9 protein-coding genes, 1 pseudogene and 1 other annotated feature are annotated in these 15,320 nt (G+C 58.0%); of the genes and pseudogenes, 4 read left to right on the forward strand and 6 right to left on the reverse strand.

Annotated elements, in window-relative coordinates:
* Positions 1–22 precede the first annotated feature (22 nt).
* The 4 genes and pseudogenes from QO005_RS06015 (at position 23) to QO005_RS06025 (ending at position 5,549) form a co-directional block, all read left to right on the forward strand.
* A pseudogene (locus tag QO005_RS06015) lies at positions 23–1,250 on the forward strand (IS3 family transposase).
* Positions 303–419, forward strand: a sequence feature (AL1L pseudoknot). (Overlaps the previous pseudogene by 117 nt.)
* 351 nt (positions 1,251–1,601) lie before the next feature.
* Positions 1,602–1,787, forward strand: coding sequence for an AAA family ATPase (locus tag QO005_RS24200; RefSeq protein WP_370878015.1), 186 nt, complete (start codon positions 1,602–1,604; stop codon positions 1,785–1,787).
* Positions 1,756–3,663, forward strand: a complete 1,908-nt coding sequence (locus QO005_RS06020; protein ID WP_307157099.1) for an ATP-dependent nuclease — start codon at positions 1,756–1,758, stop codon at positions 3,661–3,663. The genes QO005_RS24200 and QO005_RS06020 overlap by 32 nt, the downstream gene beginning before the upstream one ends.
* Positions 3,663–5,549 (forward strand): UvrD-helicase domain-containing protein, encoded by a 1,887-nt coding sequence (locus tag QO005_RS06025; protein ID WP_307157100.1) that lies wholly within the window; start codon positions 3,663–3,665, stop codon positions 5,547–5,549. Before QO005_RS06020 ends, QO005_RS06025 begins: the two co-directional genes overlap by 1 nt.
* A 120-nt stretch (positions 5,550–5,669) precedes the next feature.
* On the opposite strand, the gene QO005_RS06030 is transcribed toward QO005_RS06025, so the two are convergent.
* From QO005_RS06030 to QO005_RS06055, 6 genes are read right to left on the reverse strand one after another with little or no spacing between them, the layout of a single operon-like run.
* The gene (locus QO005_RS06030) at positions 5,670–6,728 is read right to left on the reverse strand and encodes a phosphomethylpyrimidine synthase ThiC (protein WP_307157101.1); all 1,059 of its coding nucleotides are present in this window, start codon (positions 6,726–6,728) and stop codon (positions 5,670–5,672) included.
* Positions 6,725–8,107 (reverse strand): SIR2 family protein, encoded by a 1,383-nt coding sequence (locus tag QO005_RS06035; RefSeq protein WP_307157102.1) that lies wholly within the window; start codon positions 8,105–8,107, stop codon positions 6,725–6,727. The genes QO005_RS06030 and QO005_RS06035 overlap by 4 nt, the downstream gene beginning before the upstream one ends.
* A 15-nt stretch (positions 8,108–8,122) precedes the next feature.
* A complete protein-coding gene (locus QO005_RS06040; RefSeq protein ID WP_307157103.1) occupies positions 8,123–11,086 on the reverse strand; it encodes a type I restriction endonuclease subunit R in 2,964 nt (987 codons plus the stop codon).
* Positions 11,086–12,270 carry a restriction endonuclease subunit S gene (locus QO005_RS06045; RefSeq protein WP_307157104.1) on the reverse strand — a complete coding sequence of 395 codons (1,185 nt, stop codon included), beginning with the start codon at positions 12,268–12,270 and terminating at the stop codon, positions 11,086–11,088. Before QO005_RS06045 ends, QO005_RS06040 begins: the two co-directional genes overlap by 1 nt.
* On the reverse strand, positions 12,263–13,762 hold the full coding sequence (locus QO005_RS06050; protein ID WP_307157105.1) for a type I restriction-modification system subunit M: 1,500 nt from the start codon (positions 13,760–13,762) through the stop codon (positions 12,263–12,265). Before QO005_RS06050 ends, QO005_RS06045 begins: the two co-directional genes overlap by 8 nt.
* Positions 13,759–15,270 (reverse strand): type I restriction-modification system subunit M, encoded by a 1,512-nt coding sequence (locus QO005_RS06055; RefSeq protein WP_307157106.1) that lies wholly within the window; start codon positions 15,268–15,270, stop codon positions 13,759–13,761. The genes QO005_RS06050 and QO005_RS06055 overlap by 4 nt, the downstream gene beginning before the upstream one ends.
* Positions 15,271–15,320 lie beyond the last annotated feature (50 nt).

Consider the following 15,320-nt stretch of genomic DNA (forward strand, 5'->3'; position numbering starts at 1 on the left):
CTTCTGAGAGAGTGGAGCCGATATGAGCAAGACAACAAACAAGTTTTCACCTGAAGTCCGTGACCGTGCCATCCGTATGGTGCTGGATCATGAAGCAGAGCATTCGTCGCGGTGGGCTGCCGTTTCATCAATCGCGGCCAAGATCGCTGCTCGCCAGCCACGCTGCATGAGTGGGTCAAGAAGACCGAGGTCGATAGCGGCAAACGAGCAGGCCTGTCGAGTGATGTGGCCGAGAAGATGAAGGCGCTGGAGCGTGAGAACCGCGAGCTTCGCCAGGCCAACGAGATTCTGCGCAAGGCATCCGCATATTTCGCGATGGCGGAGCTCGACCGCCCCTTCAAACGATGATCTCGTTCATTGACGAACACCGTGGCGTGTTCGGGGTCGAGCCGATCTGCAGGCTATTGCCGATTGCCCCATCAACTTATTACGCGAACGTCGCCAAGCGCCTGGACGTGGATCGCCTGTCGATCCGCGCCCGCAGCGATATCAGCCTGAAGATTGAGATACGCCGGGTGTTCAATGAGAATTTCCATGTTTATGGCGTGCGCAAGGTCTGGCGGCAGTTGCAGCGGGAGGGCTTCGACATCGCCCGCTGCACTGTCGCTTGGCTTATGAGAGTAATGGGGCTGCAGGGCATCATTCGTGGCAAACCCGTCAAAACCACCGTGTCGGACAAGACCGCCCCATGTCCGCTCGACCGGGTGAACCGGCACTTCTTCGCGCCCGCGCCGAACATGCTCTGGCTTTCCGATTTCACCTATGTGGCTACTTGGCAGGGCTTCGTTTACGTCGCGTTCGTGATCGATGCCTTCGCTCGCCGTATCGTCGGTTGGCGGGCAAGCCGGACTGCTCATGCGGGCTTTGTGCTCGATGCCCTCGACCAGGCACTGCATGATCGGCGGCCCGTTCATCGTGGCGGGCTGGTTCACCACTCCGACCGCGGCTCGCAATATGTGTCCATTCGCTATTCCGAACGGCTGGCGGAGGCGGGCATCGAGCCGTCTGTCGGAAGCGTTGGCGACAGTTACGACAACGCTCTCGCCGAAACGATCAACGGTCTTTACAAGGCCGAGGTTATCCATCGGCGAGGACCATGGCGAAACTTCGAAGCCGTGGAGTTCGCCACGCTCGAATGGGTCGACTGGTTCAACAACCGCCGTCTTCTCGAACCCATCGGGAATATTCCGCCAGCCGAAGCTGAGGAGCAGTATTACGCCATGCTGGACGCGCCAGCTATGGCCGCATAACTTAAACGAAATGGCCTCCGGCAAACCCGGAGCGGTTCAGGTTCGGCCTATCATCGGCGCTGTGCCGTGCCCTCACTCCGAGCGCGGAAGCGACGCGCCCTCAAGTCTGTGGTTCGCACCGTTCACTGGAGCTTCTGAAAGCGCCGTCCGCTTCACAATTATTGCCACGTCCGTAGCGCGGACAAAATAGGCCCTGACTAAGCCGAGGGATTGACAGTCCAAGCAACGAAAGAGTTTGCCCGATCATCCGACTCCCCCGCCAGTTCGAGTTGTGTCCCCCTTCAATTGCATGCCACTGCTTTAGGTGGTTGTATGGAATCGCTGACGTCAACTGAGTTCGCTGAGGGTCTTATGCATATTGAGAGTTTGAGGCTTCGGAATTTCCGTTGCTTTGGAGATGAAGCGCAGACCATTTCATTCGATCCTGCACTCACCGCGGTAGTCGGCGCAAACGGGGCCGGAAAGACGGCGATAATTGCCGCCCTACAGAAGCTGTTTGCAACCCGTGCGGAAGACCGACCGCCGTTTGACGCGTGAGGACGTCCATTTCGGCCCGGATGAAACACCTGGTACGGTCGAGGATGCCAATGCAAGCTCGGAATACGAGCTTGACGATCAGTCGGGCGAGCTTGGCCTGCCGGATGATCAGATTCGGTCCGTCGACAGGAGAGAGATTGAGATCGAAGTCATACTGGCATTTCCCGAACTGAGCGATGGAATTGATAAGGACAAGGCGGATTCAGTGCCCGAAATCTTTCGGGCGATGTCATCATCCGGCCCCGGCCAACCCCTCAAAGCAAGGATTCGATTGGAGGCGCGTTGGATCTACGGCATAGACGAGGACGATATTAGCTCGCAAATGTTCTGGATCACCAGCCTGGATGACGTGCCGTTCGGAGAACGTGACATTGCCAAGCTTCCCTTCTCTGCTAACGATCGCCGACGCTTCCAGATCCGATACCTTCCCGCGACACGAGACAGTAATGCGATACTGAAGCTCGCTCTTCGAGAAATGCTCAACTGGCTTGAACGTCATGGGGACTGGGAAGGCGGTCGAGCGTCGATGGCTAAGCAGTGGGAAGCCCTGCAGAACATGTTTGACGCTATGCCCGCCATCAAAAAGATCAGCGAAGAACTTTCAATAAACTGGGGCCGGCTTTTTGAAGGTCGTCACCTTCGATCTCCTCGCTTAACTGTCCTCGCTCGGGAGCTTCAGCGGGCGCTTCGCGAGCTTTCATTAACGCTCGGACCGGGACCTGGTGGGCGACACAGGTCTGTGCAAGAACTTAGCGAGGGGCAAGCATCACTGTTCTACATCGCGATCGTTGTGACGCTTTTCAAGCTTGATGACGAACTTACCCGCACGAAGCCAGAGGGATTCCTCGCCGTTGAAGTCGCGCGGCCCTGGCTCACGGTTATTGCGCTTGAGGAACCTGAAAACCACTTGGCACCTTTCTACCTCTCGCGAATGGTCAACCTGATGCGGGAGCAGGCACAGAGCGAATCCGTCATGGCGATTCTTACGACGCATTCAGCCAGCGCTTTGCGTAGGGTGGATCCCAACCAGGTGCGCTATGTACGTCAGGATCCACTCACGCTTACGTCTCGCGTGAAGGAGATTCCATTGCCTGGATCCGACTCTGACGCCAGAAAATTTATCCAGGAAGCGGTCGCGAGCCATCCCGAACTCTATTTTGCCCGCTTGGTGATACTGGGCGAGGGGCGCTCTGAAGAAATTGTGCTACCACGACTCGCGCGATCACTCGATCCCGAGATGGATCTGGATCCAGCTTTTGTTGCCTTCGTTCCACTGGGAGGCAGACATGTCAATCACTTCTGGCGTTTGCTGGACGGTCTAAAGATCCCTTATGTAACCCTTCTTGATTACGATCTCGGGCGTTCAGGAGCTGGGCCGAGGCGATTGAAATACGCGGCAGACCAGCTCGAGAAGATCGGTGTGAATGCACCGCCACTTCCTCGCCCCCGAAAAGCTGGGGAATGGGACTCTCTTACAGGGATCGACGTTGGTTTCTGGATGTCATGGCTTCGCTTCAACAATGTCTTCTACTCGAGCCAACTCGACCTAGACATGATGATGGTCAAATCTTACCCGGACAGCTATGGCAAGGTCGCGTCGATTGATACGCCGGATGACGCCGACAGCTACAAGAAATCCGTTTTCGGCAAAGATGGTTCTGGCCTGGACGCCTATCAGGCTGCGGATCGCTTCTCTGCCTTAGAACTGGCGCAGTATGACGCCTTGTTCAAGTCGAACAGTAAGCCGGTCTCCCACGTCGAGGCTCTATCGAATATCTCTAGTGATAAGATGAAAGCCGGTTGCCCCGAGCCGCTTGTAGCCATGTTTGGACGTTGCCAGGATCTGCTTTCTCCATACATCCGGGGAGATTTCTAGTGTCGATCATCGAGCGAGCCCGATGGCATCCGGGAAATGGTATCAACCTAGACGCTGCAGCCCTGGACGTTGTTAAGAGTGATAAAAGCGCAGCCATTGTTGCAGGTCCCGGTGCGGGAAAGACTGAGCTTCTGGCACAACGCGCCAGCTATCTTCTCGAAACGAACACCTGCAAGGCACCCCGAAGGATTCTCGCGATCAGCTTCAAGCGTGATGCCGCAAAAAACCTGAAGGACCGTGTGACTGCACGGGCGGGTGAAGATCTTGGGCTGCGTCTGGAGAGCTACACCTTCGACGCCTTTGCCAAGAGCATCGTCGACCGATTCCGTTCGGCGCTTCCGGAATGGTGCCGGCCGGAGCGGAACTATGAAGTAATAATGCCACGTTGGCAGGACTGGGATGATTTCGCTGGCCGCCTTCGACGAGATGCCAATATTTCAATAAGCGCAACGGGGCTCGAGCGTGGTCACGCGACATTAACCGCCGAACCGGGACCGCTGCCGCTCAATCCCAAGAAAGATGATTTCTCTAATCAAGCGGGCCTTCATTATTGGGCAGCGCGTCTGAGAAAGGACCGAACCCACCAGCTAACGTTCGGAATGATTTCCACCTTGGCAATGACGATCCTGGCTCATAATCCTAATGTGCAGTCTGCACTGCGTATGACCTATTCTCATTTGTTTCTCGACGAATTCCAGGACACGACTGGACTGCAGTATGCGTTGCTGAAGCAAGCTTTCCTGGGATCTGACGCGGTGATCACGGCCGTCGGTGACAGCAAGCAGCGAATCATGACTTTTGCAGGAGCCAGATCCGGCATCTTCCAGGAATTTGCACAAGATTTTAGCGCGGATGTCATCGCTCTGACCGCGAATTTCAGGTCCAATCCAAGGATTGTTGCGATCGTAAATGCGATGGCAACAGACATAGAACCTGACGCAGTCCCGGTAACTTCTGCACGCGGTGAAGCTGACGTTCCACGCCTCACAGATGGCGCAATTCATTTCCCGAACGCGAGGGAAGAGGCCACTGCTATCGCCAAGTCGATCGCAGCGGCGGTCGGTTCCGGCCGGTACAAACCTGAGGACTTCATGCTTCTCGCGCGGCAAAGAGCAGACAAGCTGGAGGAAAACCTTGCGTTCGCCTTTGTCGAAGAAGGCCTCACGCTTCGCAACGAAGCGCGATCCCTAGGAGAAATTCAAATCCAGGAACTGATGACCGAGCCGCTACCAGATGTTGTGATCTGTGCGCTCCAGATGGCAATTGATGACCGGAATGGCGCCCCGTTCCATAGGCTACGCAACATGATCGGTCCGATCTTTGGTAACCAGGACGACAGGCCGGCTGCCGAACTAAAGGTGGAGCAGAAGATCAGAGAGGCGGTTAAGCTCGCTAGAGCCGCTACGGCCAACGCTCCGTCAGGGACCACGGCCGAGAGCGTTGCAACGGCCATCTTCGATTCCCTCGGGACGACTACGCTTTCACAACTGGCGCCAGATTATTCAAATCCTGCTAGGTTCGCCGCCATACAAACCGCAACCATCAAGTTTCTGCAGGAGTGTGCAGACTCGGCAGAGACTTGGCAGGAGGCGATCACGCAGTTCCAGGGCAGAAATCAAGTAAAGCTCATGACTGTTCATAAGAGCAAGGGGCTAGAGGCGCATACAGTATTCTTTCTTCATCTTCAGAACGACGGATTTTTCTCAAGCGCGGACATGGATGAGGAAGCCTTGGCCTTTTTCGTGGCAGCTTCTCGTGCTCGAGATCGCTTTTTTGTAACGACGACGACCCATGAAATCGGCCGGGTCGCGCGGCTATGGGAGATGGTGACGGCCGCGGAAATTCCTGAACTTGAGGCCAGTGCGCTTGATCGACTCGTGGACTGACAAGCGGTAGTGGGTGCTCACCGAGCAGAACGTAATAGCGGTACCTGAAACACATTGGTGGGCGATGCGACTGCCTAATCGCAAATGTTGCGCGGACGTATTGAGGAAATAATTTCCGCCTTACACTGCGTAAAGCGGACATTTGGCGGCGCATCGATTGCACCCTTTGCTAACCTTTCCATCGACGCAGGTGCGTGTGGCAGCGCGCCGCTCAGTTATTGCTAGATCTTCATCGATCGCTCCGAGCATCTCTATGTCGATCACGTGGGCGGCTATAGCCGCAGCCCTGACTGCTTCGATTGTCGAGGGAATTGTCGGGATATTGCCCGTGTGTTCTTCTCGGGTGACGGCAGCCAATATGTGAGCGGCGCCTTTCAAGCCCATGAGTGTAGCTCCAATTGCGGACGAAACATGATCTTGCCCTACGGCAACGTCTGTGGGGATTGGTCCTAAGGGCATAATTGGGACACCACTTGATGAAAGTGCGTCCGCGATTAACGCAATCGAACTGGGCCGCGCATGACCAGGCGACTCGATGATGACCCCAACCCCTTCACGCTTTATCTGTTGGGCTAGTTCGAGCTGTAGTCTGATTTCGGACATCTGTGCAGCATCGGCGCTATCGAAGATGTTGGCAGACCGGAACGAAGCTCCAAGGCTGATCGTGGTTTTATACTTCAGGCAGATAGCAATGATGTCAGGCAATATGCGCACATAAACGTTTTCCCGGCGTCGCGAGACCGCAAGGTCTTTGATGACAATGCCTCCGCCTCTGGAAGTAAATGGCACTAATCGAGATTGTGCCTGAGTAATGATTTCCTGGGTAGGGGTAGGATGAATGGTGATGATGCCAACCCCACCTTCGGCCTGTTCCCTCACTCGATCTAGTAGTTCTAGTTCGTCAATGCCCTGTTGACGAGGCTCGACCGTGTAAATCGGTAACGTCGCAGCGAAGTACCCAAAATCTAGTATTGCTTTCCAAATGGAAGGGTTGTTTTGGACAATGCTCAAATCGGAAACGATCTGGCATGGCGCGGCTGTTGCACGCAATGCCTCGAGTTTGCGAAGCTGGTCAGAAACGTTGCGACGATGGCTGGCACCGATCAACGCGTTGACGCGAGTTGGCTTTCCGGGACCAACGTCTAATGCAGCACCATCTGGACGAAAAACAAGCGTCACCAACTTTTCCACTGAGGCATTTTTGCTAACACAAGGTCGATTATTTCTGCAGGCTGCATCGGAGTTCCGCTGTCTGTGGAGCTTAGGTACTCGTGGTCATCTGGAAGGAGTTTCCGGATATGCGCGATCTGGGCCAGACCAGCAGACGAACCCGCGCTGTTTTCTGCGCACAGCAAGATGTTGCACCCGAGATCAGCAGCAAGCTCGACCTCGGCCCGAGTTCCCATTCCTCCGTCGAAGGCTAAGACGGTATTAGCCGATCGAAGCATCTCAGCCCGCCATTCCTTGAGGCGAGGCAAGAGTTCGGGATCATTTGAGAGAGCGGGAACTTGTGCATAAGGATTGGGAAAGTACCGAATCCGCTCTCGGAAATCGATCCTATCCTTGGCTGCCTGATCTACAAACGCCTGTATAAAGCTCCTGCTTGCGCCTGTGGACTGTCCATCAAACAAGACAACTGAAACATCGGTTCGCTTGGCTAGCTCTCTGCCGACTTCTTCAGCCAATTTGCTGTTTGCGGTATGACCACCGGTAACATACATCGTTGGGCCTCTGGACCTGAGTGCAATGCTATCCAAAGCATCCGCGTACTCATCGAAGTTGTTTACGATGGCGCAGTCAATTCCTATTCGCCGCAGGTCCATGGCCCACTGTTGTTGCCTTTGAATGGCATCTGGAGCTTTGCTCGGGTCAGCCTTCCGTTGAAGCATGTAACGCTGTTTCGGCACCTTGTGCGCCAGCCTTCGCGCCTCGACCAAAATGCTTGCTATGTTAGGATCACCATAGCCGTAGCCTGCGAACAGAAATGTTTTTCGCTGAAGATCGCTTCTCAGTCGCTCCGCCATCAGTGGATGTTTCACGAAATAATCTTCGAAATCTTCACGCGTAATGACGAGCTCATCCGCAGAGGAGCGATTTATGCATCCGTGCGCCTTAATAATTTCGCGTCGCCCCGGTTCATGGTGGTGCGCTATGTCTGTGTCTCTCGAATGGACAACAGGAGCGCCAACCGGGTAGGCCGTTTCCAAAAGATCGTCGTAGTTAGTAGTCCAGACCAAATCGATCGCGCTCCGGGCGAGCGACTGATGGTAGTGATTTGGTTTTGACTTCGACTGTTTGATTGCGGTTTTTATTCTAGCGAACAACGAAGTGCGAGATCCAGCAGACATGTTGACGATATATTGAGCGATCCCTGGAAGGTCGTCATCCTCCGTGATCTGCAGCCCCATAGGTTCCGCTAACGGACGCAACAGATCCATCCAGTTCGGAAGCTTTGAAGGAGTGGAGATGCCCGCGCCGACAAACGCGGCAGCATTTCCGGTGAATGCCGCCTTACTTATTTCTTCAACAAGCGTTTCTGTTGATATCGTCGGATTCATCAAATGCCTTCCCGCTCAGTAATATTCCCGAATGTAACCATAGGCTCGCTCGAATAGCTCTTGATCCTGGTGAAGCTTGTAACGGAACAGCGTCTGCCGCAAAGCCTTTCGCACCTCGCGCTCGCCAGCGTGCGTTACCTGCCATCCATCAAAGCGGACTGCCCGCACGATCTCGTCGATGTCATCCACGACCCGTTTGACCATTACAGGCGTATCGCCGTTTCGGGCGTCTTCGAAGAGCTCCGTCAATGCCGCCTTTCCGCGATCAAGCTCCTCCTCCTCGGGCGTCTCTCGCTCGGTTTGCACGACCTCGCGTGCCAGCGTCAGAAGCTCTTTCAGGAAGTCGATCGACAACAGAAGTCCCTGCTGGTGTCGATTCCTCAGGTCTTCCAAGCGCTCACCCAACGCCTTGAACTTCGGATTTCCTGCATGCTTCCGAAGGCGACCCGCCAGCTTGACCGAGATTTCCTTGGCCTTCTTTTCAGGATCAGGATTGCCAAGCACAGCTTCAAGCAATTCGGCATCTAAGACCAGAGTATCGAGATCGTCGCGGACCGCATCCACATGTACGTTTTCATGGATCAGCTCGATGGTCTTGGCACCCAGCCGATGCCAAAGCAGCCTCCCTGTGCCGCTGGAGGGCTTCAGGGATTCGTAGACCTGCGCCAGCCAGCGATAATCGGTCTCGTACTGCGTCAGCACCGGATCAGGCGACAGCGCCTCCCATATGCGCGCCAGAACGCTGAAATCGGCCGCAAATGCGTCGCGCAAGTCGTTGTTCGGGATACATTCCTGCGCGGCGATCAGGCCCTCGTAGCCAGTCAGGCTTCGGTCTACGCCCGCGAAATAGGCGAGGCACTTCTGCAGGGCGGTCGGCAGGGCGTTGATCAGCTCGGCGATGTTCGACACCGCCTTTTGCACGCCCTCCTCGTCGAACTTCAGCGCCTGCGCCACGTCGTCGAATATGCCGAGGTAGTCGACGATCAGGCCATGTGTCTTCTGCTCGCCATAGGGACGGTTCGTCCGGCATATCGCCTGCAAGAGCGTGTGGTCGCGCAGCGGCTTGTCCAGATACATCGTCTGCAGGATCGGCGCATCGAAGCCGGTCAGCAGCTTCGAGGTCACGATGATGATCTTCAGCGGGTCCTTCGGGTCGCGGAACCGGTCGAGCAGCTTTTCCTCGGCATCGCGGTCGCGCTTGAAGGCCGCATATTCCGGCTCGCCGCTGTTGACCGAGATCACCACGTCCGAAACCTCGGGCGGCAGGTGGCGGTCGAGTTCCTGCTTGTAGAGCAGACAGCTTTCACGGTCGAAGGTCACCACCTGCGCGCCAAAGCCGTTCGGGGCGACCTTCTCCTGGAAGTGCTTGGCGATGTCGCCGCAGATCGCGCGGATGCGCTCGGGTGCCTTGACCAGGATCGACATCTTGGCCGCCGCCTTGCCCAGCCGATCCCGGTCCTCGTCGGTCAGACCCTGCGTCAGCTCGGCATAGGCCTCCTCGATGGCCTTCTGATCGATGTGCAGGTCCACCAGCCGCGGCTCGAAATGCAGCTCCTTCGTCGCCCCGTCGCGGATCGAGTCATTCAGGCCGTAGCGGCTCATGTAGCCGCCTTCGTCCGTGTCAGCGCCGAAGGCGTAGAAGGTGTTCTTGTCGGCGCGGTTGATGGGCGTGCCGGTCAGGCCGAACAGGAACGCGTTGGGCAGCGCCTCGCGCATCTTGCGGCCCAGATCGCCTTCCTGCGTTCGGTGCGCCTCGTCGACCAGCACGATGATGTTGTCGCGGTCGTTCAGCACGCCGTCGGCCTCGGCGAACTTGTGGATCGTGGTGATCACCACCTTCCGCGCGTCCTTGCCCAAAAGATCGGCCAGTTCCTTGCGGCTTTCCGTGCGCACCATGTTGGCCATGTCGGCGGCATAGAAGGTGCCGGAAATCTGGCTGTCCAGATCGATCCGGTCCACCACGATCAGCACCATGGGGTTCTTCAGCGCCGGGTGCAGCCGCAGCTTGCGCGCGGCGAACAGCATCAGCAGCGATTTGCCCGACCCCTGGAAATGCCAGATCAGCCCCTTGCGCGGCTGGCCCGCCACAACACGCGCGACGATTTTGTTGACGCCATCCACCTGCTGATAGCGGGCGATGATCTTGATGCGGTGCTTGCCCTTCTGCGTGGCGAAGGCCGTGAAGCTGTCGAGCATGTCGAGCACCATCGCCGGGCGCAGCATCGAGGTGGCGGCCTTTTCCACCGCGCCCATCGTCTGCGGTCCGTCACCGTCACGCCAGGGGCCCCACATGTCGACCGGCATCCGGACCGCGCCATAGCGGAACTCCTTGCCCTCGGTCGCCACGGAAAAGACGTTGGGCACGAACAGTTCCGGCACGTTTTTTTCGTAATCGTCATGGATCTGGATGGCGGCGTCGAGCCAGCTTTGGCTGGACCGCACCGGCGTCTTTGCCTCGATCAGCACCAGCGGAATGCCGTTGACCAGCAGCACCAGATCGGCGCGCTTTTCCGTCTTGCCGGCTCGGATGATGAACTGCTGGGTGACGACAAAGCTGTTCTTTTCGATCTCATCAAAGTCGATCAGGCGGATGGTGACGTGTTCGCCATTCGCGCCAAAGGGCATGGAGCGTTCGCCCAAGAGCCACGCGGCAAATTCCTCGTTTGCCTTCACCAGACCATCCGACCGCGCGCCCATCACGATGGCGCGCAGGCGGTAGAGCACGTCATCGGCCCGGCCGCGGTTGGCGGCGATGTCGGGGTTCAGGCGGATCAGGGCGTCGCGCAGATTGGGTTCAACCAGCGCCTCTTGCGGCTGGCGGGGAAGGTCGGCGGGGGCGACGTAATGCCAGCCGAGGCCCGCGATCTTGCCGCCAGCGCGGGCGAGGCCGATGGAGAGCTGCGCCGGGCGGGCTGAGGCCCCACCCGCGAGAAGGTCGCGCAGATGGGCTTCAACGGTGTTGGATTCGGTGAAGGTCATCAATTATGCCCCGCCAATTCAGAGAGCCCATGTTTTTTGAGTGCAAATAGGGAGACCCTGCGGCTCCGGAGCTGGCCAAGCGCCTGATTCACAGTCTCGAGTTGACCCACGACAAGTTTCTGCTCAGCTACACTCGGCAACGGCACCTGCACTGCGTTCATGGTTTCAATACCAAGTGTAGGAACGCCACTGTTGCTGTTCATTGAGCGCTGAATCTCACCCATGAACGAAGCTGATCTGGTCAACCAAAGAAGGAACTCACGCGTAATCTCGGCACCTCTCGGCTTCATGATAACAATGGTGTGTGAGAAACACTTTTCATCGCGACCGTAATATCGCGAGAGTCCCAAGACGCCTTTTCGAGCAAATACGACGTCGTGCTCATCAAAGCCACATCTTGCTTTCTGTTCAGCAAATGTTGGGGAGGGAACGCGTTTACATCCTGCATAATCGTAGCCATCCTCGCCAACGAAGTCCTGCGTTGAAACTAGCGGAACCCCTTCCTCGACATAGTCCGGATAGCGATGCGATGGGTTCGGATCGAGAATTGCGACCACATCCCCGAACCTAACAAGGGGCAAGCCGCGGGTCTTTGCCGTTGAGACCGGCGGAATAGCCTCGATGAGCATCGAGCGCAGAAGCTCTTCGCCGCTTTCCGTCGCAAGATGACAGGCATTCAGTGCAGCTTCGTTCGCCGACAGCGCCTCCACCAACCGCGCCTGCTCCTGGATCGGCGGCAGCAGGAACTCAAAGCTGGCCAGACTGGTCCAGTTGGTGCGCGGCGACAACGACCCGGCCGAAGTGCCGACGGCATGATCGAAGAAGGCATCGGTCTGGCAGAGGAACGGCAGCAGTTCTGGCAGCAGCCGGTCGTTCGAAGGTTCCAGCACATAGATGTCACCAGAACAGACCCCTTCGAAATCCGCTACCGCTACCTTGCGCTGATAGGCGCGGCGCTTGCCGAACAGAACCTGCCCCGGCTTGAACAGCGTGGTGAAGGTCGTGCCATCGGCCACGTCGCCCCAGCGCCGGATGCGCAGGTCGCCGGGCTCGATATGCTCCAGCCCGACCACACGTTCGATCCCGGCAGCCTCGGGGTTAGCCACTCGCGCTTTCGACAGGCGCACTACGTCGCCAAAGGCCACGCGCGTCCACCCCGCCCTCGAAATCGGCCGATCAAGCATCGCTATCCTCCGCAGGCGTCAGGCCATCGAGCATGTCCACCAGCGCGTCCATGCCGGTCCAGAACTCGCGCCCGTTGCCATCAAACGCCGCCCAGGTCGCCGCCAGCGTGGCACCGCCTTCCACCGCCGCCTTGGGCCGCTTAACATAGCGGGCAATCGACAGGTTGCCGTCAGCCGACAGAACATCGGCCACCTCCGCCACCGCAGCAAAGCCGGGATCATCGGCAAAGGCGTGATAGGCCGACAGGATGCGCGCCTGATGCTCAGGGCGCAGTAAGCTTTGCGCCCGTTCGCGCGCAATTTCGGCCACCGCATCGATGAACAGAATGCGCCCCTTGCGCGCCTTGGACTTCTGCGACCGGCAGATCACCACGCAGGCCTCCATTGGCGAGTTGTAGAACAACCCGGGCCCAAGCCCCAGCACGCATTCGACCCGGTCGGATTCGACCAGCCTGCGCCGCATCTCGGCCTCTTCGTTGCGGAACAGGACACCATGCGGAAACAGGATCGCGCAGCGCCCGGTCTTCGGGTGCATCGACGTCAGGATGTGCTGGAAGAAGGCGTAGTCCGCCCGCCCCTGCGGCGGGGTGCCAAGGAAGTTGCGCCCCCAGGCATCCTGCTCCCACGCGCGCCGGTTCCATTTCTTGATGGAATAGGGCGGGTTCGCCAAGACCACGTCGAAGTTACGCAGCCGGTCGCCCTGCACGAAGGCAGGCGTGGCCAGCGTGTTGCCGCTGGCGATGTGGAAATCGTCGACGCCATGGATGACCAGGTTCATGCGCGCGATGGCGGCGGTGATGGTGATCAGTTCCTGCCCATACAGGCCGGTGGTGCGGATGTCGCCCCCACGCCGCTTCACCTCGGCCAAGCACGAGATCAGCATGCCGCCGGTGCCGCAGGTCGGGTCATAGATGCTCTCGCCCGGCTGGGGCTCCAGCATCTGCGCCATCAGATGGACGAGGGTGCGGTTGGTGTAGAACTCCTGCGCGGTGTGGCCGCTGTCGTCGGCGAATTTCTTGATCAGGTATTCGTAGCCGTTGCCAAGCTCGTCCTCGGGCACGGCGGCAAGGGTCAGGTCGTGCTTGGAGAAGTGCTCGATCAGGTTCTTCAGCGTGCTGTCCGGCATCTGGGCCTTGTCGGTCCAGTTGGCGTTGCCGAAGACGCCCTGAAGGCGCTCCGGGTTCGCGGCCTCGATGGCGAGGAAGGCCGACAGCAGCGCCCGCCCGACATCGCGCGGTGCAGCGCGCACGTCGTTCCAATGCGCGCCTTCGGGGATCACGAAGCGGTCGTTGGCGGTGGCGGTCGCGTAGCCCTCGTCGCCGGTTTCATCGAGTGCGTCCTGATAATCCCCGTCCCAGACGTCGGACAGACGTTTGAAGAACAACAGCGGAAAGATGTACTGCTTGTAGTCGCTGGCATCGATGAGGCCGCGCAGCAGGGTGGCGGCGCCCCAGAGATAACTTTCGAGTTCGCGCTGTGTCAGCCCGCTCATTGCAGCCACCCTCCTTCGACCAGCACCTTGCGCAGGTGGTCCTCGGCCGCCCGGGCGTCGGCCAGCGCTGTCTTGAACGCCTCGACGGCTTCGGGAAGCGGCGGGATGTCCTGGCCGATGGGCGGCAGGACGTAACGCGAGATGTTCAGCGTCCAGCCTTCCTTCTTGATCTCGTCCAGCGTCGCCACCTTGGCGCGATCCTCGACATCCTCGAATGTGCGGTACCAGGCGACGATCTGGTCGCTGTGCTCCTGATCGAGGAAGTTCTGCGCCCGGCCTTTGCGGAACAGGCCAGAGGCGTCGACGATCAGTACCTTGTTCTTGCGGGCCTCGGGCTTCTTGCGGCGCAGGATGACGACACACCCAGCCAGCTGCGTCCCGTAAAACAGGTTCGGCGCAAGGCCAATGACCGCCTCGACCATGTCCTTTTCCAGCAGGGCCTGCCGGATCGAGCCTTCGGCCGATTTACGGAACAGCGCGCCCTGCGGCAGGACGACGCCCATGCGGCTGTTTCCTGATGATGCCATTGAAGCCATCATGTGCTGAACAAATGCATAGTCGCCATAGCTCTCCGGAGGGATGCCGTACAAGGCGCGGCCCCAAGGGTCGGCTTCCCATAGATCGCGGCCCCATTCCTTGAGTGAGAACGGCGGGTTTGCGATGACACAGTCGAAAGTGGCGAGGCCGCCGGTGCTGGAGTCTGTGAAGGCCGGGTTGCGCAACGTGTCTTCACGAGCGACTTCAAAATCCTCGATTCCATGAAGGACAAGGTTCATTCTTGCAATGGCCGCAGTAGTCAGATTCTTCTCCTGGCCATAGATCTTGCCGTAGAACGTCCGAGGGTCGCCGCCTTTGCGGATGACGTGCTCTATCGCTCCGAGCAGCATACCGCCGGTACCACAGGCGGGATCGTAAATGCTCTCCCCTTCAAGGGGGTCGAGGATCTCGACCATCATCCGCACAACGCTTCGAGGCGTGTAAAACTCGCCTGCCTTGTTTCGACGGGTCACGTCGGCAAATCTGCCAACCAAGTATTCATAGGCGTCGCCTAGGACGTCGGTGGTTACCGCCTTGTTGCCGAGCTTGATCTCCGTGAATCCTTCGACCAGGTCCTTCAACAGCTCATCGCTGAACTTTTCCTTGTTGCCCCAATCAGCCGATCCAAAGACTCGATAAAGCGTTTCAGGATTCGCCCGTTCTATATCCTGCATTGCTTTTTGAAGTGCCGACCCCACGTTGGTGGCGACCTGTCGAATGTCCTTCCAGTGGCACCCTTCAGGGAGGACAAATCGGTGCACCTCCGGGAACATTGACGGATCGGCCTCGCCATAGGCCTCGCGAGCTTCCTCGGTCTCCTCGTCCCAGACATCCGAGATCCGCTTGAAGAATAGCAGTGGAAGGATGTAGCCCTTCCAATCGGTCCGATCGACAGCCGATCCACGCAGCGTGTTGGCTGCGTCCCAGAGGGCAGATTTCAGTTCCTGTACGCTCACGTTCTCAATGCTCATTCGCTCATTTTCGGCTCAGACCGTCGCTTCTATTCGAACGTCCCAGGATT

The organism is Allorhizobium paknamense, assembly GCF_030815125.1.
GTDB lineage: Bacteria > Pseudomonadota > Alphaproteobacteria > Rhizobiales > Rhizobiaceae > Allorhizobium > Allorhizobium paknamense.

What these genes read in the sequence shown, in the direction of transcription:
- QO005_RS06050 (WP_307157105.1), bottom strand. Translation starts at nt 13,762, where the DNA reads ATGAGCGGGCTGACACAGCGCGAACTCGAAAGTTATCTCTGGGGCGCC.
- QO005_RS06055 (WP_307157106.1), bottom strand. Translation starts at nt 15,270, where the DNA reads ATGAGCATTGAGAACGTGAGCGTACAGGAACTGAAATCTGCCCTCTGG.
- QO005_RS06040 (WP_307157103.1), bottom strand. Translation starts at nt 11,086, where the DNA reads ATGACCTTCACCGAATCCAACACCGTTGAAGCCCATCTGCGCGACCTT.
- QO005_RS06045 (WP_307157104.1), bottom strand. Translation starts at nt 12,270, where the DNA reads ATGCTTGATCGGCCGATTTCGAGGGCGGGGTGGACGCGCGTGGCCTTT.
- QO005_RS24200 (WP_370878015.1), top strand. Translation starts at nt 1,602, where the DNA reads ATGCATATTGAGAGTTTGAGGCTTCGGAATTTCCGTTGCTTTGGAGAT.
- QO005_RS06035 (WP_307157102.1), bottom strand. Translation starts at nt 8,107, where the DNA reads ATGAATCCGACGATATCAACAGAAACGCTTGTTGAAGAAATAAGTAAG.